This window comes from Halobacterium jilantaiense (assembly GCF_900110535.1).
Classification (GTDB): Archaea; Halobacteriota; Halobacteria; order Halobacteriales; family Halobacteriaceae; genus Halobacterium; species Halobacterium jilantaiense.
In genome coordinates, this window is the sequence record NZ_FOJA01000001.1 from 2,748,068 (window position 1) to 2,765,809 (window position 17,742).

24 protein-coding genes and 1 pseudogene are annotated in these 17,742 nt (G+C 69.2%); 14 read left to right on the plus strand and 11 right to left on the minus strand.

The genetic code is table 11. The features are described from left to right. Positions 1–40 precede the first annotated feature (40 nt). Both BMW35_RS14340 and BMW35_RS14345 read right to left on the minus strand, forming a co-directional pair. Positions 41–673, minus strand: coding sequence for a fibrillarin-like rRNA/tRNA 2'-O-methyltransferase (locus BMW35_RS14340; protein ID WP_089670223.1), 633 nt, complete (start codon positions 671–673; stop codon positions 41–43). Next, the gene (locus BMW35_RS14345; RefSeq protein WP_089670225.1) at positions 670–1,503 is read right to left on the minus strand and encodes an NOP5/NOP56 family protein; all 834 of its coding nucleotides are present in this window, start codon (positions 1,501–1,503) and stop codon (positions 670–672) included. Before BMW35_RS14345 ends, BMW35_RS14340 begins: the two co-directional genes overlap by 4 nt. A 120-nt stretch (positions 1,504–1,623) precedes the next feature. Here BMW35_RS14345 and BMW35_RS14350 point away from each other — a divergent pair, with 120 nt between their 5' ends. The 4 genes from BMW35_RS14350 to BMW35_RS14365 all read left to right on the plus strand — a co-directional run bounded on the left by BMW35_RS14350 (position 1,624) and on the right by BMW35_RS14365 (position 4,641). Further along, positions 1,624–3,516: an ATP-binding protein gene (locus BMW35_RS14350; protein WP_089670226.1), complete on the plus strand. Its 1,893-nt coding sequence runs from the start codon at positions 1,624–1,626 to the stop codon at positions 3,514–3,516. A gap of 25 nt (positions 3,517–3,541) precedes the next feature. Then, entirely contained in the window at positions 3,542–4,126 is a 585-nt protein-coding gene (locus BMW35_RS14355; protein ID WP_089670229.1) for a DUF2391 family protein, read from the plus strand. A gap of 72 nt (positions 4,127–4,198) precedes the next feature. Next, on the plus strand, positions 4,199–4,372 hold the full coding sequence (locus tag BMW35_RS14360; protein WP_089670231.1) for an HVO_2753 family zinc finger protein: 174 nt from the start codon (positions 4,199–4,201) through the stop codon (positions 4,370–4,372). A 2-nt stretch (positions 4,373–4,374) separates the two neighbouring features. Continuing rightward, a complete protein-coding gene (locus BMW35_RS14365) occupies positions 4,375–4,641 on the plus strand; it encodes an elongation factor 1-beta (protein ID WP_089670233.1) in 267 nt (88 codons plus the stop codon). Between the two features lie 23 nt (positions 4,642–4,664). Here the strand turns inward: BMW35_RS14365 and BMW35_RS14370 are convergent, their stop codons facing one another. The 4 genes and pseudogenes from BMW35_RS14370 to BMW35_RS14385 form a co-directional block, all read right to left on the minus strand. Beyond that, on the minus strand, positions 4,665–5,333 hold the full coding sequence (locus BMW35_RS14370) for an MBL fold metallo-hydrolase (RefSeq protein WP_089670235.1): 669 nt from the start codon (positions 5,331–5,333) through the stop codon (positions 4,665–4,667). Positions 5,334–5,396: 63 nt separating this feature from the next. Then, positions 5,397–6,572 carry a cystathionine gamma-synthase gene (locus tag BMW35_RS14375; RefSeq protein WP_089670237.1) on the minus strand — a complete coding sequence of 392 codons (1,176 nt, stop codon included), beginning with the start codon at positions 6,570–6,572 and terminating at the stop codon, positions 5,397–5,399. Positions 6,573–6,636: 64 nt separating this feature from the next. Next, entirely contained in the window at positions 6,637–7,011 is a 375-nt protein-coding gene (locus BMW35_RS14380) for an Ig-like domain-containing protein (RefSeq protein WP_089670239.1), read from the minus strand. Between the two features lie 110 nt (positions 7,012–7,121). Next, positions 7,122–7,328, minus strand: a pseudogene (locus BMW35_RS14385) (universal stress protein); the annotation flags it as partial. 109 nt (positions 7,329–7,437) lie between these two features. On the opposite strand from BMW35_RS14385, the gene BMW35_RS15765 reads away from it, so the two are divergent. From BMW35_RS15765 to BMW35_RS14425, 9 genes are all read left to right on the plus strand, one after another. After that, positions 7,438–7,581, plus strand: a complete 144-nt coding sequence (locus tag BMW35_RS15765) for a zinc-ribbon domain-containing protein (RefSeq protein ID WP_177170858.1) — start codon at positions 7,438–7,440, stop codon at positions 7,579–7,581. A 93-nt stretch (positions 7,582–7,674) separates the two neighbouring features. Beyond that, the gene (locus BMW35_RS14390; protein WP_089670241.1) at positions 7,675–7,968 is read left to right on the plus strand and encodes a 50S ribosomal protein L21e; all 294 of its coding nucleotides are present in this window, start codon (positions 7,675–7,677) and stop codon (positions 7,966–7,968) included. Beyond that, a complete protein-coding gene (locus BMW35_RS14395; RefSeq protein WP_089670243.1) occupies positions 7,968–8,327 on the plus strand; it encodes an RNA polymerase Rpb4 family protein in 360 nt (119 codons plus the stop codon). Before BMW35_RS14390 ends, BMW35_RS14395 begins: the two co-directional genes overlap by 1 nt. Positions 8,328–8,367: 40 nt before the next feature. Next, positions 8,368–8,934: a DUF655 domain-containing protein gene (locus tag BMW35_RS14400; protein ID WP_089670245.1), complete on the plus strand. Its 567-nt coding sequence runs from the start codon at positions 8,368–8,370 to the stop codon at positions 8,932–8,934. A 37-nt stretch (positions 8,935–8,971) separates the two neighbouring features. Next, positions 8,972–9,811: a 16S ribosomal RNA methyltransferase A gene (locus tag BMW35_RS14405; RefSeq protein WP_089670247.1), complete on the plus strand. Its 840-nt coding sequence runs from the start codon at positions 8,972–8,974 to the stop codon at positions 9,809–9,811. Further along, positions 9,808–10,944, plus strand: a complete 1,137-nt coding sequence (locus BMW35_RS14410) for a mechanosensitive ion channel family protein (protein ID WP_245708181.1) — start codon at positions 9,808–9,810, stop codon at positions 10,942–10,944. The genes BMW35_RS14405 and BMW35_RS14410 overlap by 4 nt, the downstream gene beginning before the upstream one ends. Beyond that, the gene (locus BMW35_RS14415) at positions 10,937–11,512 is read left to right on the plus strand and encodes a HemK2/MTQ2 family protein methyltransferase (protein WP_089670248.1); all 576 of its coding nucleotides are present in this window, start codon (positions 10,937–10,939) and stop codon (positions 11,510–11,512) included. The genes BMW35_RS14410 and BMW35_RS14415 overlap by 8 nt, the downstream gene beginning before the upstream one ends. Positions 11,513–11,572: 60 nt before the next feature. Further along, positions 11,573–12,580, plus strand: a complete 1,008-nt coding sequence (locus BMW35_RS14420; RefSeq protein ID WP_089670249.1) for a 5-methyltetrahydropteroyltriglutamate--homocysteine methyltransferase — start codon at positions 11,573–11,575, stop codon at positions 12,578–12,580. Next, the gene (locus tag BMW35_RS14425) at positions 12,577–13,641 is read left to right on the plus strand and encodes a methionine synthase (RefSeq protein WP_089670250.1); all 1,065 of its coding nucleotides are present in this window, start codon (positions 12,577–12,579) and stop codon (positions 13,639–13,641) included. Before BMW35_RS14420 ends, BMW35_RS14425 begins: the two co-directional genes overlap by 4 nt. Here the strand turns inward: BMW35_RS14425 and BMW35_RS14430 are convergent. From BMW35_RS14430 to rpl7ae, 5 genes are all read right to left on the minus strand, one after another. After that, positions 13,638–13,913, minus strand: a complete 276-nt coding sequence (locus tag BMW35_RS14430; protein ID WP_089670251.1) for a hypothetical protein — start codon at positions 13,911–13,913, stop codon at positions 13,638–13,640. The genes BMW35_RS14425 and BMW35_RS14430 overlap by 4 nt on opposite strands. 103 nt (positions 13,914–14,016) lie before the next feature. Then, entirely contained in the window at positions 14,017–14,499 is a 483-nt protein-coding gene (ndk, locus tag BMW35_RS14435; protein WP_089670252.1) for a nucleoside-diphosphate kinase, read from the minus strand. After that, the gene (locus BMW35_RS14440; RefSeq protein WP_089670253.1) at positions 14,500–14,688 is read right to left on the minus strand and encodes a 50S ribosomal protein L24e; all 189 of its coding nucleotides are present in this window, start codon (positions 14,686–14,688) and stop codon (positions 14,500–14,502) included. After that, on the minus strand, positions 14,688–14,912 hold the full coding sequence (locus tag BMW35_RS14445; protein WP_010902833.1) for a 30S ribosomal protein S28e: 225 nt from the start codon (positions 14,910–14,912) through the stop codon (positions 14,688–14,690). Before BMW35_RS14445 ends, BMW35_RS14440 begins: the two co-directional genes overlap by 1 nt. A 6-nt stretch (positions 14,913–14,918) precedes the next feature. After that, positions 14,919–15,281, minus strand: a complete 363-nt coding sequence (gene rpl7ae, locus BMW35_RS14450; protein ID WP_089670254.1) for a 50S ribosomal protein L7Ae — start codon at positions 15,279–15,281, stop codon at positions 14,919–14,921. A 205-nt stretch (positions 15,282–15,486) separates the two neighbouring features. Here rpl7ae and tmcA point away from each other — a divergent pair, with 205 nt between their 5' ends. After that, positions 15,487–17,715 (plus strand): tRNA(Met) cytidine acetyltransferase TmcA, encoded by a 2,229-nt coding sequence (gene tmcA / locus BMW35_RS14455; protein ID WP_089670255.1) that lies wholly within the window; start codon positions 15,487–15,489, stop codon positions 17,713–17,715. The last annotated feature ends 27 nt before the right edge of the window (positions 17,716–17,742 follow it).

Here is a 17,742-nt window from a genome sequence, read left to right on the forward strand (position 1 = left end):
GGAACCGGCGGCGTGGGTCGTATTCAGCCCGCCCGGGCCGTCACTTCGGGGTCGCGACGACCGCGAGGTGGTCCTCGTGGAACGGCTCCATGCGCTCGGTCGCCAGCACCTCGTAGCCCTCGCGGAGCTGGTCGAGGACGCGCTCGAAGACGTCCTCGGGGGCTTCGGTCACGTCCTCGCTGCGGGCCTTGATGGCCGCCACGAGCCGGCCGTCGTCGGCGAGGAACTTGCGGTTCGCGAGCGCCACGTCGGCCTGCCCGCGCGTCGCCACGTCCTGCACGATGGCGTCCAGCCCCGATTCGACGACGTGGGCGTACGTCTCGGGCTGCCGCGCGTCCTTCAGCAGCGGGACGAGGTTGTCGCGGGCCTCGGCGACTTCGACGAGGTCCCTGACGGGCCGTGGCGCGAACTCGACCGCGTACGTCGGCCCCGCGAAGTCAGCGACGTGGCTCACCGTCGTGCCGTTCGCAGCGCCGAGGTAGAGGACGGCGTCGCCGGCCGAGAGCCCCGTGTGGAGGCCGAGTTCGAGGGTCGCACCGAGCTTCGAGCGGCGGGCGTCCCAGCGCCGCCAGCCGTCGACCACCGGCTCGCCGTACGCCGGCTCGCCGCGGGTCGAGAGCGCCTCGTCGCCGCCGTCGAACTGTCGGCGTTCGACGCCACCGGGGAGGCTCATTCGGTCTCACGAGCGCGGATGCGCTCCATGCGTTCGTCGAGTTCGTCGCGGAGTTCGGGCCGCCGGTCCCCCGAGTAGTGGTCGACTCTGGCCGCTATCGAGAGCTTCCCGGCGAGCGCGCGCGCCGCAGACCCCCGCTCGTCGGGGTGCGTGCCGTGGACGTACTCGTGGGTGTAGATGACGCCGTGCTTCGGCGACGGCGCGTGGCCGCGGAGGTGCGCGAACAGCGCGTCCTCCGCGCCGAGGACCTGCACCGTCCCCGACGGCATCTTCGCCAGGTCGTCGAGGCTCCCGGCGAGCGCAATCAATCGCGCGGCGAGCACCGGCCCGGCGAGCATCGAGAGGTTCGGCGCGACGGCGGGCGCTTGGGCTTCGACGAACTCGCGGACGCGCTCGCGCTCGTCGCCGAGGTCGGCCGCCCGCTGGCAGAGCGAGACGGCGCGCTCTTCTGCGAGCGTCTCAGGGTCCCGGTCGGCGACCGCTCGCGCCCCGTCAACGCCCGCGTCGACATCCTCGAAGAGGCTGCCAGCCCACTCGACGGCGCGCTCGGCGACCTCGTTGGCGGCGTCCGAGAGGTCAGCCATCGCCCGCACGGCGTGGACGAGCTGCTGGTCGTCGGCGCGCTCGCGCTCCCGGACCGCCGCCCGCGTCCCCGCGATTGCCGCGTCGCGCAGCAGTTCGTAGTACTCGTCCTCGTCGGCGGCGACGCCGGCCTCGACGGCTCGCGTCGGCCAGTCGTCGGGAGCGTCCGCCCGGCCCTCCCGGACGACGCGGCCCGCGGCCTCGGGGTCCCGGACGTCGGCGTCCGCGAACCAGCCCTGGTCGGTCATGGCCGTCGATTCCCGCCGCGCGCGGTTAAACCTACCTCGCTGGCGGCGACCTGTCGGCGGCGGGACGGGTACCCACGGTATTAACGTAGACGCCGCCGCTACACCGCACATCCACGAGCGATGAACGACGAAGACAGCGGGCCGCCCGGCGACGGCGACGACGTTCCACGGGTCTCGCTCACCTGCGGCAGCGGCGAGGCCGACGACACCGACGGGCACATCACGGCGTGGAACGCGGCCGCCGCCGCCGCGACGGGCCGCGAACACCTCGGCGGCGTCCGCTTCGACGACCTGCTCGCGGCCGAGGAGCCGACTGGACTCGTCGACGCGGCGCGCCGGAACGGCGACGCGACCGTCGAAGCCGCGTTCGCGAACGCGCCCGGCGTGCAGTACGACTTCCACGCGACCCGGCTGGTCGACGGCACGGTCTCGATTCACGGGGTCGCCACCACGCCGCCAGCCCCCCTCGAAGAGTCATGGGTCGACCGCGTCACGGACGCGTTCTTCGCCGTCGACGACGACTGGCGGCTCACGTACGTCAACGAGGAGGCCCGCGAGATTATCGCGAGCGCCATGGGCACCGACTACTCCCGGCAGGAGCTACTCGGCCGCCACCTCTGGACGGCGATTCCGGACGCCGTCGACACCCCGTTCTACGACCAGTACCAGGCGGCGATGGCGTCACAGGAGCCCGCGTCCTTCGAGGAGTACTACGAGCCCGTCGACGCCTACCTCGAAGTGCGGGCGTTCCCGTCGGAGTCCGGGCTCTCCGTGTACTTCCGGGACGTGACCCGGCGTCGCGAACGCCTCGAAACGCTGGAGGAACGCGAGCGCGTGCTTCGACGGCTCTACGAGGTGACGTCGGCGGGCGACCGGCCGTTCGAGGAGCGCGTCGAGACGCTGCTGGCGGTCGGCTCCGAGTTCCTCTGCGTCGACTACGGCACGCTGTCCCGTATCTCGGGCGACGAGTACGAGTTCGAGTACGTCCACGCGCCGCCGGACGCGGGCCTGGAGCCCGGCGACGTGGTGCCGGTGGAGACGACGAACTGCGAGCGCGCCGCGACGACCGAGGAGACGCTCGTGCTGGCGAACGTCGAGCGGGACGCCCCCGACCTCGCGGACCGTGCCGGCGGTGGCGGAGACAGCATCTCGTCGTACCTCGGTGCGCCGATTGTCGTCGAGGGCGAGGTGTACGGGACGTTCTGCTTCTACGACACGGACCCCCGCGAGGAACGCTTCGACGACTGGGAGGTGACGGTCGTCGACCTGATGGCGCAGTGGGTCGCGAACGAACTCACCGACCGCCGGATTCGGGAGCGCCTGGAGCGCCAGAACGAGCAGCTCGCGGACTTCGCGTCCATCGTCTCCCACGACCTCCGGAACCCTCTGAACGTCCTCGACGGCTCGCTCGACCTCGCCGCGGAGTCCGGCGACCCGGAGGACTTCCAGCGGTGCCAGCGCGCCGTCGACCGCATGAACGAACTCGTCGAGGACTTGCTCGCGCTGGCGCGCACGGGCGAGCCGGTCTCCGAGTCCGAGCCGGTCGACCTCGCTGCCGTCGCTCGCGACGCCTGGGAGACCGTCGAGAACGACGGCGCGGCACTGAACGTCCAGAGCACTCAGTCCGTGTCCGCCGACCGGAGCCGTCTCCAGCAGTTGCTGTCGAACCTCTTCCGAAATGCCCTGGAACACGGCTCCGTGGCCCCTGACTCGCAGGCTCCGCAGGACGACAGTGAGGGTGATTCCGACGGTCGCGACCCGGTCGTGACCGTCACGGTCGGTGACACGGACGACGGCTTCTACGTCGCGGACGACGGCCCCGGCATCCCGGCCGAGGCGCGCGAAGACCTCTTCGACCACGGCTTCAGCACGAGCGCCGACGGAACGGGGTTCGGACTCAGCATCGTCGCGGAAGTCGCGGACGCCCACGGCTGGACGGTGACGGCCGCCGACAGCGCCGCGGGCGGCGCGCGCTTCGAGTTCACCGGCGTCGACGGCGGCTCGGAGATTTAAGCCGCTGTGGTGAGTCGTCCCCGACATGAGCCAGCAGTCCGGCGCGCCCGACCCCGCAGACGACGCGGACCGGCCGGACCTCTCGGACCTCTTCGACGAACTGGAGGACCTCGACGACCACGTCGACAGCGAGGAAGCGCGGACGCAGCTCCGCGAAGCCAAGGAGGTCGCCACCGGCATGCGGTCCGATGGCACCTTCGGACAGGTCATCTACGGGTTCGACCGGACCGACGCGGCGGAGGCCGCGCTCGGCAGCCTCCTGTTCGGCATCCCGATGGCGGTCGAGGGCGGCACCAACGAGGCGGGCGCGTTCGTCGCGCAGTCGCCGTGGCTGCTCGCGGCCCTGGCAGTGGCGACGGTCGCTATCGTCCACTCGGTCCTCTACGTCGCGGCGTTCCAGGACGTCCGGGTCGCCGACCCGCTACTGGGGTTCGTCCCCCGGCGGCTGGCGGGCGTGCTCGCCGTCTCGCTCGGCACGGCCGCGGTCCTGTTGACGAGCTGGGGTCGGCTGGCGGGCGACGACCCGGTCGTCGCACTGGGTACCGTGCTCGTGGCGTGGGTGCCGATGGCCATCGGCGCTGCCCTCGGCGATATTCTGCCCGGTTCGTGACTTCGACCCGCCGGTTCCCGGGGACGCTGCCGAAAGACAATGGTTAAAACGCGTCCGGGCGATATCGTGTGTATGAGCGAAGCTACGCAGGCGCGCAAGTGCGTCTCCTGTGGCATCAACATCTCCGGCACCACCGCCGCGTCGTTCAAGTGCCCGGACTGCGGCCAGCAGATTTACCGCTGCTCGAAGTGCCGCAAGCAGAGCAACCTCTACGAGTGCCCCGACTGCGGGTTCCGGGGGCCGTAACCATGGGGAAGGTCGCTGCCGTCCTCAAGGTCATGCCCCAGAGCCCCGAGATCGATCTGGACGACCTCCAGGAGTCGCTCTCGGAGTCTCTCCCGGAAGGCGCGAAGATCAACGGGACCGACACCGAGGAGGTCGCGTTCGGCCTGACCGCGCTCCTCACCACAGTCATCGTGCCGGACGACTCCGGCGGGACGGAAGCCGTCGAGGAGGCGTTCTCGAACGTCGACGACGTCGAGTCCGTCGGCGTCGAGGAAGTCGGCCGCATCTGAGCGCGCCACTTCTCGCAGTTTCTTCACGTCGACAGCGACGCGTGTAGCTCCCGGATGTCGTCGTCCGTGGCGTCGACGGGGCCGCCGTGGAACGCCAGCACGCCGTCGATATCGAGGTCACCGAGCCGCGCGACCGAGTCCAGCGCCGCGTCCATGTCCTCTGTGAATTCCGGAATCGGTCCGGCGAGGTCGCCGCCGTCGGCAGTGAGCGCGTCGCCTGCGAGCAGGAAGCCCCGGTCGGGGAGGTGCAGCGAGACGTGGCCCTCGGTGTGGCCGGGCGTGTCCACAACGCGGAGCGGGCCGGCGTCCGTGTGGAGTTCGGTGCCGTGCGTGACCCGAACGTCCACGTCGGCGGGCGGGTAGGCGCTGCCGCCGCGGGGCTCGCGGTCCCCCTCCACGACCGGCGAGTCGCCGATGGCCGCGAGTACTGTGGCGTCGGTCTCCTCGGTGAGCGCCGCGAGACAGCCCGCGTGGTCGCTGTCCTCGTGCGTGATTACGACGTACTCGACGTCCCGCAGCCGGAACTCCTCGTCGTCGAGGGCGGCCGCGAGGTCGTCGAGGTGCCCGGGGAGCGTCGTGTCCACGAGCACGAGCCCGTCGTCGGTCTCGACGCCCGCCGGGTGGTAGGTGGCTTCGCGGCCGTCGCGCTCGACCGTGACAGGGAACGCGTAGACGCTGGGTGCGAGTCGCATACCGCTACCTACGCCGGCTCGGCGGAAAGCAGTAGGGGGCGAGAAAGACGATCCGACTGGCGGTTACGCCGTCTCCAGCGCGGCCTCGATGGCCTGCTGGAGGTCGGCCTTGAGGTCGTCGACGTGTTCGATGCCGACGCTCGCGCGCACGAGTCCGTCAGTCAGCCCGGCGGCCTCGCGTTCCTCTTTCGGGATGGCGGCGTGGGTCATCGCCGCGGGGGACTCGATGAGCGACTCGACGCCGCCGAGCGACTCGGCGAGCGTGAACACCTCGGTCTGGCTGACGAACTCGCTGGCTTCCTCCAGGCTGGCGTCCAACTCGAAGGAGAGCATCCCGCCGAAGTCGTCCATCTGCTCTGCCGCGAGTTCGTGGCCGGGGTGGTCTTCGAGCCCGGGGTAGTAGACGGTGCTGACGTGCTCGTGGTCGTCCAGCCACTCGGCGAGTTCGGCGGCCGTCTCGCAGTGCCGGTCCATGCGCACGCCGAGGGTCTTCGTGCCGCGGAGGACGAGGAAGCAGTCGAACGGGCTCGGCGTCGCGCCGACAGAGTTCTGGTAGAAGCCGAACTGTTCGTCCAGTTCCTCGTCGTCGGTGACCAGCGCGCCCGCGACGAGGTCGGAGTGCCCGCCGAGGTACTTCGTGAGGCTGTGGCAGACGATGTCCGCGCCGAACTCCAGCGGGCGCTGGAGGTACGGCGTCGCGAACGTGTTGTCGACGGCGCAGAGCGCGTCGTGGTCGTGGGCGATGTCCGACAGCGCGCTGATGTCGTTAACGTTCATCAGGGGGTTCGTCGGCGTCTCCGCCCAGACGAGCTCCGTCGACTCACGCATCGCGTCCCGGACTGCGTCGTGGTCCGTCGTGTCCACGAAGTCGAAGTCGATGTCGTAGTCCTCGTACACCTGCGTGAAGATGCGGTGGGTGCCGCCGTACACGTCGTCGCCTGCGACCACGTGATCGCCGGCTTCGAGGAGGTTCAGGACGGTGTTGATTGCGCCCATCCCCGAGGAGAACGCGCGGCCGTACTCGCCGCCCTCCAGACTCGCGAGGTTGTCCTCTAGGTCGTCCCGCGTCGGGTTCCCGGTCCGGGAGTACTCGTAGCCGCGGTCCTCGCCGGGGCCGTCCTGGACGTACGTGGAGTTCGCGAAGATGGGCGTCATCAGCGCGCCCGTCTCCTCGTCGGGCTCCTGGCCCGCGTGGATGGCGCGCGTCTCGAAGCGCTCGTCGCTGTCGTCGTCACTCATGCGTGGACGGTCGCCCGCCCGGGAGTTAGGTCTGTTCGTTCCGGGGCTCCGGGCCGAATCGCCCTCAGTCGCAGTAGCCCTGCGAGAGGTCCAGGCCGTCGGCGTCGATGCGGACCAGGAACCGGATGGCCGAGCACGACCCGACGTTGAGGTCGTCACTGGCGGTCAGTTCCCCGCCGTTCACGGAGACGGTCGCGTCGTAGGACCCACCGCCGAACGCGTCCTCGACCTCTCTGTCGCTCTCTGGGGCGACCTCGTACGTGTCGTCCAGCGCGACGCCGCCCGCGTCGTTGTCGAGGCGGACGTGGACGGAGACCGGCTCCTCTGTCTCGTTCCAGAACTCGACCGAGCCGCCGGGGGCGCTCAGGTACCGACCGTATCCGAAGCAGCCGCTCGCGAGCGCCGTCGCAGCCACGCCCAGCAGCGCGCGCCGCTTCATGCCACACGTTCCACCGTGTTGACGTAAATGCTTTCTCGAGGTCCGGACCGCGCACGCTCCCTCGTCACTGGGCGAGTCGGGGGCTCGCAGGGGTACAAACACTCCGAGGAGACCGACCGCACGGCGGCGTAGCACTCGTCGGCGAGTTGCTCGGACTGCTCCACGGGCGTCTTGTCCGGGACGCCACCGCTCTTCTCGACGACGTCGAGCGCAGTGACTGCCTCGGGGTCGTACGGTTCGAGTGCTCGCGCCGTCGCCAGCGCGTCGTCTTCGTGAGCGACCGGGAGGAACACGTGGTCGAGGATGGCACCGTCCACGTCGTCGGGCCGTGTCCTGCCGTCACGTACTCGTCCGGTCGGCGAAGAAGATGTGCAAGCCGACCCGAAACGAACTCATAATTAAGTGGCCGGTGCGTCGACACCGGCCGTGGTCATCGAACGCCTCCGAACGCTCGTCGGCTGCCGCCGCACTACCGTCTGCGAGTGCCGCGTCTGCGGGACGACACTCGACGACGACGCGACGGAGTGCCCGACGTGCGGGTCGGCCGAGGTCGCGACTTACGAGTTCTGAGTGCGGCCGCCTGCGCGGGTGCTTGCCGGCGGACGGTCGGGTCCGTAACGGTTCTTTTTTAACTGCGACGGCAGTATTGGCGTGCATACGACCATGCCGAACTCCAACGGACCTCTCAGCAACAGTGGTGGGAAGCTCACGAACGACCCGCGAGAGCGGGGGACGTCGCCGCCCCAGCGCGCCATCGCCGACTTCGACGAGGGCCAGAAAGTCCACCTGAAGATCGACCCGAGCGTGCAGGACGGTCGCTTCCACCCGCGGTTCAGCGGTCAGACCGGAACCGTGGTCGGCACGCAGGGCTCCGCGTTCAAGGTCGAAGTCAACGACGGCGGGATGGACAAAGTCCTCATCGCGGGCGCGGCCCACCTTCGCGCGCAGGAGGAGTAATGACTATCTTCAAGGAGACAGTCGAGACGGAGCCGCTGACGGTCTCGGAGGCCAAGGAGCTGCTCTCCGAGGTCGAGGCCGAGCGAGCGCTCGACGAGGACCGCGAACTGCGGTTCGAGCTGGCGCGGGCCATCGAGCACACCAACCGGTTCGCAGTGCTGGAGCCGGAGGAGTCCCGGGAGTTCGTCACCGAGCTGCTGGATCTGGACGTCCTCGACGACGAGTCGGTCGCGTACAAGATCGTCGACCTGCTGCCGCGGACGCGGACGGAGCTGCGGTCGGTGTTCGCGAACGAGCGGTACGCGCTGTCCGGCGATGAGCTGGACGAGATTCTGGACGTCGTCGCGAAGTACGCCTAGGTGCCGACCGTTTAAGTGTCGGGTCGGCGTACCCCTTCGTATGAGTGATACGTCTTCGACGGACGACGAGGAGTACGCCGTCGTCTTGGACTTCCTCGCGCACGGCCGGTCGGACGGCCGGAGCTACGGGGACGGTGCGGTGGCCTACGCGGTCTCCACCGCCGACTTCACCCTCTACGAGCTGAGTCTGGCGGGCGACGCCGACATCTCCATTCTCGACCGCGTCCGGGTCCGTCCGGACTTCGAAGGCGGCATCGAACGCGGCCACACCGTCGAGTACGACGACCTCTCCGACGGCGCGCGCTCGGAACTCGACTACGTCGTCGAGGACGTCGTGGACGCCAACGAGCAGCGCTTCGTGGACTTCTACAACGACGCCCAGCCCATCTCGCTGCGGCTCCACCAGCTGAACCTCCTGCCGGGCATCGGCGACAAACTCCGGGACAACATCCTCGACGAGCGCAAGCGCCACGGCCCCTTCGAGAGCTTCGAGGACGTCGGCGAGCGCGTCGACGGCCTGCACAACCCCCAGGAGGTCATCGTGGAGCGCATCCTCGACGAAATCCGGGACGACGACCTGAAGTACTACAACTTCGCGACCTCGTAGCGGGGGGTTTAGGGGAGGTGAGGGGATACACTCGGCAATGACTGCTTCGCGGGACCCGGACGCGCTGATTCGACGAGCGGGGCGACCAGACCCCGAGTTCGACCAGCACTTCCTCGTCGACGACCGGGTGCTGGACCGGATTCCGACGTACGCTGAGGCCTTCGACTGCAGCCACGTGCTCGAAGTGGGCGCGGGAACGGGCGCGCTCACTGACCGGCTGCTCGCGGTCGCGGGCCACGTGACAGCGGTCGAGCGCGACGCGGACTACGCCGAGTTCCTCCGCGAGGAGTTCGCCGACGAGATTGCCGCCGGCGACCTCACCGTCCTGCAGGGCGACGCGCTCGACGTCGACCTCCCCGAGTTCTCGTGTTCGGTGTCGAATCTGCCGTACGGCGTCTCCAGCGAGGTGACGTTCCGTCTGCTGCCCGAGGGCGAGCCGCTGGTCCTGATGTACCAGTTGGAGTTCGCCGAGCGCATGGCGGCTGAGCCGGGAACGAGTGACTACGGCCGGCTGTCGGTGGCCGCCCAGCACTACGCGGACGTGGAACTCGTGGAGACTGTGCCCGCTGAGGCGTTCGACCCGCAGCCGCGGGTGCAGAGCGCGGTCGTCCGGCTGACGCCGCGCGCGCCGGACTACGAGGTCGGTGACGAGGCGTTCTTCCTCGACTTCGTGAAGGCGCTGTTCACGCAGCGCCGGAAGACCACGCGGAACGCCATCCGGAACACCGCCCACATCTCGGGGCTCTCGGACGCCGACGCGGTCGTGGACGCCGTCGACGAGTCCGTCCTCGACCAGCGTCCCGGGAACCTCGACCCTGCGACGTTCGCGGCCCTGGCGAACGTCGCGCTCGGCATCGAGCGGGGTGGTGGGCGGTGACTGGGCTCGGGGCCGTGACGGGTCTGCTCGGTGACCTGTCCGCGGCCGAGCGCACCGTCTGGTCGGTCGTCACGGTCGCGGCGCTGGTGGGGGCGCTGTGGCTGGCGCGCCGCGAGTTCGGACGCCGCGAGTCGCGGGTGGTGCGCGTCGCAGTTGCCGTGCTGTCGCTGGTCGCCGTCGGCGGCGTCGTGGCGGCCCTGGTCGTGGTGTGGGGACTGGAATCCGAAGCCCTGGAGCGCGTCAAGGGGCTTCAGGTGGGGGCGGCGGTCGTCGTGCGGCTGGCGCTGACGATGGGTTTTTTCGCGGCGGTGTACGTCGCGACGGGACTGCTCGACAGGACCGTCGAACGCCTCACGAAGACTCAGGACGGCGTCACCGACCATCAGGCCGAGATTCTGTTCCGCATCCTCCAGATCACGATGTACATCGCGGCGCTGGTGGCCGGCCTCGGCTTCTGGAACGTGAACCTCGGTGGCCTGCTCATCGGCGCGGGGTTCGCCGGCATCGTGCTCGGGATGGCCGCCCGGCAGACCCTGGGTGCGGTCATCGCCGGCCTCGTGCTGATGTTCTCCCGCCCGTTCGAGATTGGCGACTGGGTGAAAATCGGAGACAAACACGGCATCGTGACGGACATCACCATCGTGAACACGCGCCTGCAGACGTTCGACGGCGAGTACGTGATGCTGCCGAACGACCTCGTCGGGTCGAACGAGGTGGTGAACCGTTCGCGGAAGGGGCGGCTGCGAATCCACGTTGAGGTCGGCGTGGACTACGGGACGGACGTAGAACACGCGATGGAGGTGGCGAAATCGACGCTGAGCGACCTCGACGACGTGCTGTCGGTGCCGCGCCCGCAGGTCGTCCTGAAGGAGATGGCCGACTCGGCAGTGGTGCTGGACATGCGAGTGTGGATCGACAAGCCGAGTTCGCGGCGGCGCTGGCGCGCCCAGACGGCCGTCATCCGCGAGGTGAAGGCGGCCTTCGAGGCGGAAGGCATCAAGATCCCGTTCCCGCAGCGGGAAGTGTCGGGCCGCGCGGAGACCGGTGGCTTCCGGGTGCGCGACCAGCCGGCCGAAGACGGCGACGGGAACGACGCCGCGGAAGCCAGGGAAGTCGAGGGTGGGCATGACTGACCTCGCAGACCGGCGCGGAGCGGGCACGGAGGTCTACCAGCCTGCGGAGGATACCCACCTGCTGGCGGACGCGGCGGTCGGGGAGATTCCGTCGCGAGCGCGCGTACTCGACGTCGGCACCGGCTCGGGGTACGTCGCGGCGACGGTGCGCGACGAGACGGGTGCCGACGTGGTGGGGGCGGACCTGAATCCGTTCGCGGTGCGGCAAGCCGCCGACCGCGGCGTGCCCGTGGTGCGTTCGGACCTCGTGTCGCCGTTCCGCGCGGACGCCTTCGACGTGGTGGTGTTCAATCCGCCGTACCTGCCGCGGGACGAGGACGCCGAGCGCGACGACTGGATGGAGGTCGCGCTCTCCGGCGGGGAGACCGGCCGGGAGGTCGTCGAAGACTTCTTCGACACGGTCGGCCGGGTGCTCGCGCCCGAGGGGTTCGCGCTCGTGCTCGTGAGCACGCTGACGGGCGTCGAGGAGGTAGTCGAGTACGCAGGCGAGCGCGGGTTCTCGGCGGCGGCCATCCGGGAGGAGTCGTTCCCGTTCGAGACGCTGACCGTCCTCAAGCTCAGAAGATAACTGGAGAGAATATTCTCGTAGAGAAAATATTAAACAGGGGAATGGCGTAGCGTGTCGTAGATGACACACATCGCCACCACGCCCGGCCTGTTCCCGCTGCCCGACGACGCCAAGGAGGCGCTGTCGGACCTGAAGGGGCACCAGAAGGGCGACCTCGTCTCTGGCGACGAATCCGCGGACGTATCGGCCGTCTACGACGACGTCCGCGAGGAACTGGTCGCCGCCCAGCAGGACGCCGGTCTCGACCGAATCGCAGAGGGGCAGGGGCGCTGGGACGACATGCTCGCGCACCCGCTGACCGTCCACGATAACGTCTCGCCCGGCGGCATCGTGCGCTACTACGACAACAACAACTTCTACCGCGACCCAGTCGTCGAGGGCGAACTGACGTTCTCCGGCGACCTCGCCGCCGACCTCGAAGCCGCGGCCGAACTCACCGACGACCTGCAGGCGGTCGCCCCCGGTCCGTACTCGCTCGCCGACCTCGCGACCGACGACCACTACGGCGACGAAGCGGACTTCCAGGCGGCCGTCGCCGACTTCCTCGCGGCGGAACTCGAAGCGTTCCCCGACGGCGTCGAGACCGTGTTCCTGCTGGAGCCGTCGCTCGTGGAGAACCCGCCCGGTGACGGGGCCGACGAGCGCGCCAGCGACGCCATCGACACCGTCGCCTCGGCCGTCGACGCCGACGTGGTCGCCCACCCCTACTGGGGCGCGCTCGACGAGAAGGTCCACGCCCACCTGCTGGACGCCGACGTCGACGCCATCGGCTACGACCTCGTGTCGAACCACGACGACAACGTCTACAACGTCGCCGAGTACGGCACCAAGGACTCCGTCGCGCTGGGCGTGGTTGACGGGCAGAACACGCTCGTGGAGTCCCCGGACACCATCACCGAGCGCGTCGACTGGTTCGAGGGCCGCGTCCCCAACGACTTCGAAGACGTCTACCTCACCCCGAACACGGGACTGTTCTATCTCCCAGTGAACCGGTTCGAGGAGAAACTGCAGGCGCTCGGAGCCGCGACCAGCGACGAATCTGTCGAGGAAGCGGAGGTGGAAGCATGAGCGGGAACCGCGAGCAGTTCCGGCCCGAGGACCACCCGAACGACCACTTCCTGCTGACGACCGTCGTCGGCTCCTACCCGAAGCCGAAGTGGCTCGACCGCTCGAAGGACCTCCTCGAAGACGACGACGCCGACTTCGGCGAGGACGAGTGGACGGAAGCCAAGGACGACGCAGCCCGCCTCATCACTGAGGAACACGAGCGCGCCGGTCTCGACGTGGTCGTGGACGGCGAGATGCGGCGCAACGAGATGGTGGAGTTCTTCGCCCACCGCATCGACGGCTACGAGTTCAACGGTCCCGTCAAAGTCTGGGGGCACAACTACTTCGACAAACCCAGCGTCGTCGACGAGGTCAGCTACGACGAGTCGTGGCTCGTCGACGAGTACGAGTTCACCGCAGACGTCGCCGACCACCCGGTGAAAGTCCCCATCACGGGACCGTACACGCTCGCGAACTGGAGTTTCAACGAGGCCTACGACGACGAGGAGAGTCTCGCCTACGACCTCGCGGACCTCGTCAACGAGGAGATCGAGAAGCTCGTCGACGCCGGCGCGCGCTACATCCAGATCGACGAGCCCGCGCTCGCGACCACCCCCGACGACCACGCCATCGTCGGCGAGTGCCTCGAACGAATCGCCGCCGGCATCCCCGACGACGTCCGCATCGGTCTCCACGTCTGTTACGGCGACTACTCCCGCATCTACCCCGAGATTCTGGAGTTCCCGGTCGACGAGTTCGACCTCGAACTCGCGAACGGCGACTACGACCAGCTCTCGGTCTTCGAGGACCCCGAGTTCACGGCCGACCTCGCGCTCGGCGTCGTCGACGCTCACGTCGCCGAGGTCGAATCCGTCGAGGAAATCGAGGCGAACATCCGGAAGGGCCTCGAAGTCGTCCCGCCCGAACAGCTGACCGTCAGCCCCGACTGCGGCGTGAAGCTACTGCCCCGCGAGGTCGCCTACGGGAAGATGGCGAACCTCGTCGAGGCCGCCCGGAACGTCGAAGCCGACCTCGACAGCGGTGACATCGACGTTTCGGCACCGACTCCGGCCGACGACTAGCGGCCCTCGCTCCGCAAGTCGTCGAGGTGTCGGCCGCAGACGACGCCCGCTGCCACCAACTCTTCGTGGTCGCCGTCTGCCGCCTCGGCACCCGCCAGCGGCCCAGTGTACTCCACGAGGTCGTAGTCCGCCGGCCCACCGCAGTACATACACGTCTCGTCGTCGAGTTCGTCCAGCAGGTGCTCCGCGACGCACTGCTCGCAGACGCCCACCCGGTCCCCGCCGACCAGCCGGTACGTCCCACCGGTCTGGTTGCACACTTCGCAGTCCATACCCCGCGGTGACGCGGGAGCGCAAAGAGTCTACGGGCCTGCGACAGCCCGAAGCAGAGCTACGCGGGTGGACTGTCCGCTGCCGCAAAAAGGGGTCGCGTCGTCAGTGGTCCGCGAGGTCCTCGTAGACCCAGGCAGACGCGTCGCGCTCCCAGTCCACGAGTTCGTCGTCGTCGAAGAAGAGGGCAATCTCGCGCTCGTTTGCCCCCTCGTCCTCGTGGTCGCTGCCGTGGATGATGTTGTGTCCGAGGTCGTTCCCGTAGTCGCCGCGGATGGTGCCGGGCGCGGCCTCCTTGGCGTCCGTCGCACCCATCATCTGGCGGACCTGACGGGTGGCGTCGGCACCTTCCCAGACCATCGCGAACACGGGCCCGGACGTGATGAACTCGACGAGCCCGTCGAAGAACGGCTTGTCCTCGTGCTCGCCGTAGTGCTCGTGGGCGAGGTCCTCGCTGATCTGCATGAACTTCCCGCCGACCATCTTCAGGCCCTTGTCTTCGAGCCGGCCGACGATGTCGCCGATGAGCCCGCGCTGGACGCCGTCGGGCTTGACCATCACGAACGTGCGCTCGTCGTGGTCGCTCATCTAGTTGCCCTCCTGGGCTTCCTCTTCCTCGGTCCACTCGAGGTCGCGCGGCTCGCGGCCGAGGTCGGCATTCTTCTCGCACTTCGCCGAACAGAAGTGCACGGTGCTCCCGTCGTTGTGGACGAACATCGTACCCGAACCGGGCTCGATGTCAGCCCCACAGTAGTCACAGCTTCGAGTCTGAGGCATCACTGACCACCGATGGAGTCCGCCTCGCGTGCTGTCTCCTTGAGCTGGATGACGTCACCAACTCGGACGGGGCCCAGGACGTTCCGCGTGATGATGCGGCCCTGGTTGCCACCCTCCTGGATGCGACACTTCACCTGCATCGCCTCGCCGTGCATCCCGGTCTTGCCGACGACCTCGATGACTTCGGCGGGCGTGGCGCCCTCTTCGGATTCCTCTGCACTCATGATTGGTTACTGCAGGTCCTCGACCTTCGTCGAGATGTCCTCGACGTCGTCCTCGGCGTCGCCGGCGTCGACGACGGCGGCGGCCGCGGAGCCGACTTCGAGGCCGGCGGCGTTACCGAGCTCGTCCTGGGTCTCCACGAAGACGACCTGAATGCCCTTCTCGGCGGCGAGTTCGGGGAGGTGCATGACGATCTCCTCGGGGGAGACGTCCTCCGCGACGAACACGATGTCGGCGTTGCCGCGCTCGACGGCCTTCGTCGTCTCGTTGGTTCCTTTCTTCACGCTACCGGTGTCGCGAGCCACTTCGAGCGCTTCGAGGGCTCGCTCCTGGAGGTCTGCTGGGACGTCGTAGTCTACGTATACTGGCATTGTGTTCACCTATTCCCGCGGACGGGCTTGCGCTCAGGGCCGCGGAGAGACATCCGTGCGGCCCCGGAGCATCATCGACCCCCGCAGGCTGTATCCCAACACTGGGTCGCCCTCCCCTAAAAGCGCTTTCAATGCCGTCGGGCCGTGTCACGCCGGCACAGCCCGGACGAAACGCCCTTGCCCGCCCCTTCCCAATCGGGAGTCGATGGACACCGCGGCCGCCCGCGACCTGTTGGCCGAGGCCGAGCGAACGAACGAGCGCCGCGTCGTCGTCCTCTCGGGCGACCGGGACGCCGGTCTCGCGGCCGCAGACCGCCTGCTCGACGCGCTCCCGATTCCACTGACGGAGACGAGTCTCGTCTCCACCAGCGACGACCTGGCCTGCGAGCACGTCCCGGTGCGGAACGCCGGCCGGCTGCTCGGCACGACCCAGAAAGCCGTCGTGCTCGACTGCCACGAGGACTGTCGGCCGAACGCACTCGGGCGCGTCGTCGGCGCTGTCGACGGCGGCGGCCTCCTCGTTCTCCTGACCCCGAACCTCGACGACTGGCCGGCCCACCGGGACGCCTTCGACGAGGGACTGGCTGTCCCGCCGTTCGACACCCGCGACGTGACCGGCCGATTCCGCCGCCGGTTCGTCGAGACCCTACGCGCGCACCCCGGCATCGCCGTCTACGACGCCGACAGCAATACGTTGGTTCGCGACGGCCGCACGAACCCCGCGCCCAGACTTCGGAAGCAACTCCCCGACCCACCCGAATCAGCCGCTTTCCCTCGCGAATCGCACGAGGCCTGTCTGACCGCCGACCAGACGGACGCTCTCACGACCTTCGAGTCGCTCCGAGAGCCCGGCCACGCCGTCGTCGCGGACGCCGACCGCGGCCGCGGGAAGTCGAGCGCCGCCGGCCTCGCCGCCGCCTGCCTCGCCCGCGAGGGCCTCGACGTGCTCGTCACCGCACCCGGCCGCCGGAGTGCCGCCGAACTGTTCGCTCGCGCCCGCGAACTCCTCGGGAGTCTGGGCGACCTCGCGAGCGACGGCGACACCGTGGAGACGAGCGGCGGTGGCCGCATCCGGTTCGCGAAGCCCCCCGAGGCCGCCGACCTGCCGGGCGACCCCGACGCCGTCTTCGCGGACGAGGCGGCCGCGATTCCCGTCCGCCTGCTCGAATCGCTGCTCGACTGTCCGCGACTGGCGTTCACGACGACCGTCCACGGCTACGAGGGTGCCGGTCGGGGCTTCGACGTGCGCTTCCGAGACCGGCTCGCGGAGACCGACCACGACGTTCACGAGGCGTCGCTCTCGGACCCAATCCGGTATTCTGGCGGCGACCCCGTGGAGGCGTGGGCGTTCCGCGCGCTCCTGCTGGACGCCCGCCCGGCCGTGGACCCTCTGGTCGGCGACGCGGCTCCCGAGACCGTCGAGTACGTCTCGCTCTCGGGCGCGGATTTGGCGGCGGACGAACACCTGCTCCGGGAGGTGTTCGGGCTGCTCGTCTACGCCCACTACCGGACGGAACCCGACGACCTCGCGCGCCTGCTCGACGCCCCGAATCTCGCGGTGCGCGCGCTGGTCGTCGACGGCCACGTCGCGTCGGTCGCGCTGCTCGCCCGCGAGGGCGGCCTCGACGCCGACCTGCGGGCTGCGATGTACGACGGCGAGCGCGTGAAGGGCAACATGATTCCGGACGTGCTCACCAGCCAACTGCGGGACGAGGACGCCGCCGTCCCGTTCGGCTACCGGGTGATGCGCATCGCAACCCATCCCGCCGTCCGCTCGCGGGGGCTCGGCTCGCGCCTGCTCGGGGAGGTTCGTCAGGAGTTCGCAGACGACGCGGACTGGCTCGGCGTCGGCTACGGTGCTACCTCCGAGTTGCTGTCGTTCTGGGCAGCCAACGGCTACGGCACCGTCCAGCTCTCCACGACGCGCAACGACACCAGCGGCGAGTACTCCGCCATCATGCTCGACCCGCTCTCCGCGGCGGGCCGCGAACTGCACGACCGTCACGCCGGCTGGTTCGCGGACCGCGTCTCGGGCGTGCTCTCGGACGCCCTCCGCGACCTCGACGCCGACGTTGCCCGGGCGGCGCTCCGAGCCTGCGCGACGACGCCGGACCTCCACCTCGGCGAGCGCGACTGGCGGGTAGTCGCCGGGGCCGCCCACGGGCCGGGAATGTACGGTGTCGACCCGGGACCGTTCCGGAAACTGGCCGTCCGCCACCTCGTCGCCGGCGACGCAGACCTGCTCTCAGCGGACGAAGAACGCCTGCTCGTCGGGAAGCTCCTGCAATCCCGGCTCTGGGACGACCTCGCAGACCGCCTGCGCTACCACTCGACGAGCCAGGCGATGCGCGCGCTCGGCGACGCCCTCCGGCCGCTCGTCGCCGAGTACGGCACGGAGGCGGCCCGCGAGGAGCTCCGTCGGTTCGAGAACTGACCGCCGCCGACCCTGCCGCCACGCTGA

What these genes read in the sequence shown, in the direction of transcription:
- BMW35_RS14380 (WP_089670239.1), bottom strand. Translation starts at nt 7,011, where the DNA reads ATGAAGCGGCGCGCGCTGCTGGGCGTGGCTGCGACGGCGCTCGCGAGC.
- BMW35_RS14355 (WP_089670229.1), top strand. Translation starts at nt 3,542, where the DNA reads ATGAGCCAGCAGTCCGGCGCGCCCGACCCCGCAGACGACGCGGACCGG.
- ndk (WP_089670252.1), bottom strand. Translation starts at nt 14,499, where the DNA reads ATGAGCGACCACGACGAGCGCACGTTCGTGATGGTCAAGCCCGACGGC.
- BMW35_RS14365 (WP_089670233.1), top strand. Translation starts at nt 4,375, where the DNA reads ATGGGGAAGGTCGCTGCCGTCCTCAAGGTCATGCCCCAGAGCCCCGAG.
- BMW35_RS14415 (WP_089670248.1), top strand. Translation starts at nt 10,937, where the DNA reads ATGACTGACCTCGCAGACCGGCGCGGAGCGGGCACGGAGGTCTACCAG.
- BMW35_RS14375 (WP_089670237.1), bottom strand. Translation starts at nt 6,572, where the DNA reads ATGAGTGACGACGACAGCGACGAGCGCTTCGAGACGCGCGCCATCCAC.
- BMW35_RS14430 (WP_089670251.1), bottom strand. Translation starts at nt 13,913, where the DNA reads ATGGACTGCGAAGTGTGCAACCAGACCGGTGGGACGTACCGGCTGGTC.
- BMW35_RS14405 (WP_089670247.1), top strand. Translation starts at nt 8,972, where the DNA reads ATGACTGCTTCGCGGGACCCGGACGCGCTGATTCGACGAGCGGGGCGA.
- BMW35_RS14360 (WP_089670231.1), top strand. Translation starts at nt 4,199, where the DNA reads ATGAGCGAAGCTACGCAGGCGCGCAAGTGCGTCTCCTGTGGCATCAAC.
- rpl7ae (WP_089670254.1), bottom strand. Translation starts at nt 15,281, where the DNA reads ATGCCAGTATACGTAGACTACGACGTCCCAGCAGACCTCCAGGAGCGA.
- BMW35_RS14350 (WP_089670226.1), top strand. Translation starts at nt 1,624, where the DNA reads ATGAACGACGAAGACAGCGGGCCGCCCGGCGACGGCGACGACGTTCCA.
- BMW35_RS14370 (WP_089670235.1), bottom strand. Translation starts at nt 5,333, where the DNA reads ATGCGACTCGCACCCAGCGTCTACGCGTTCCCTGTCACGGTCGAGCGC.
- BMW35_RS14395 (WP_089670243.1), top strand. Translation starts at nt 7,968, where the DNA reads ATGACTATCTTCAAGGAGACAGTCGAGACGGAGCCGCTGACGGTCTCG.
- BMW35_RS14340 (WP_089670223.1), bottom strand. Translation starts at nt 673, where the DNA reads ATGAGCCTCCCCGGTGGCGTCGAACGCCGACAGTTCGACGGCGGCGAC.
- BMW35_RS14440 (WP_089670253.1), bottom strand. Translation starts at nt 14,688, where the DNA reads ATGCCTCAGACTCGAAGCTGTGACTACTGTGGGGCTGACATCGAGCCC.
- BMW35_RS14445 (WP_010902833.1), bottom strand. Translation starts at nt 14,912, where the DNA reads ATGAGTGCAGAGGAATCCGAAGAGGGCGCCACGCCCGCCGAAGTCATC.
- BMW35_RS14400 (WP_089670245.1), top strand. Translation starts at nt 8,368, where the DNA reads ATGAGTGATACGTCTTCGACGGACGACGAGGAGTACGCCGTCGTCTTG.
- BMW35_RS14425 (WP_089670250.1), top strand. Translation starts at nt 12,577, where the DNA reads ATGAGCGGGAACCGCGAGCAGTTCCGGCCCGAGGACCACCCGAACGAC.
- BMW35_RS14390 (WP_089670241.1), top strand. Translation starts at nt 7,675, where the DNA reads ATGCCGAACTCCAACGGACCTCTCAGCAACAGTGGTGGGAAGCTCACG.
- BMW35_RS14345 (WP_089670225.1), bottom strand. Translation starts at nt 1,503, where the DNA reads ATGACCGACCAGGGCTGGTTCGCGGACGCCGACGTCCGGGACCCCGAG.
- BMW35_RS14420 (WP_089670249.1), top strand. Translation starts at nt 11,573, where the DNA reads ATGACACACATCGCCACCACGCCCGGCCTGTTCCCGCTGCCCGACGAC.
- tmcA (WP_089670255.1), top strand. Translation starts at nt 15,487, where the DNA reads ATGGACACCGCGGCCGCCCGCGACCTGTTGGCCGAGGCCGAGCGAACG.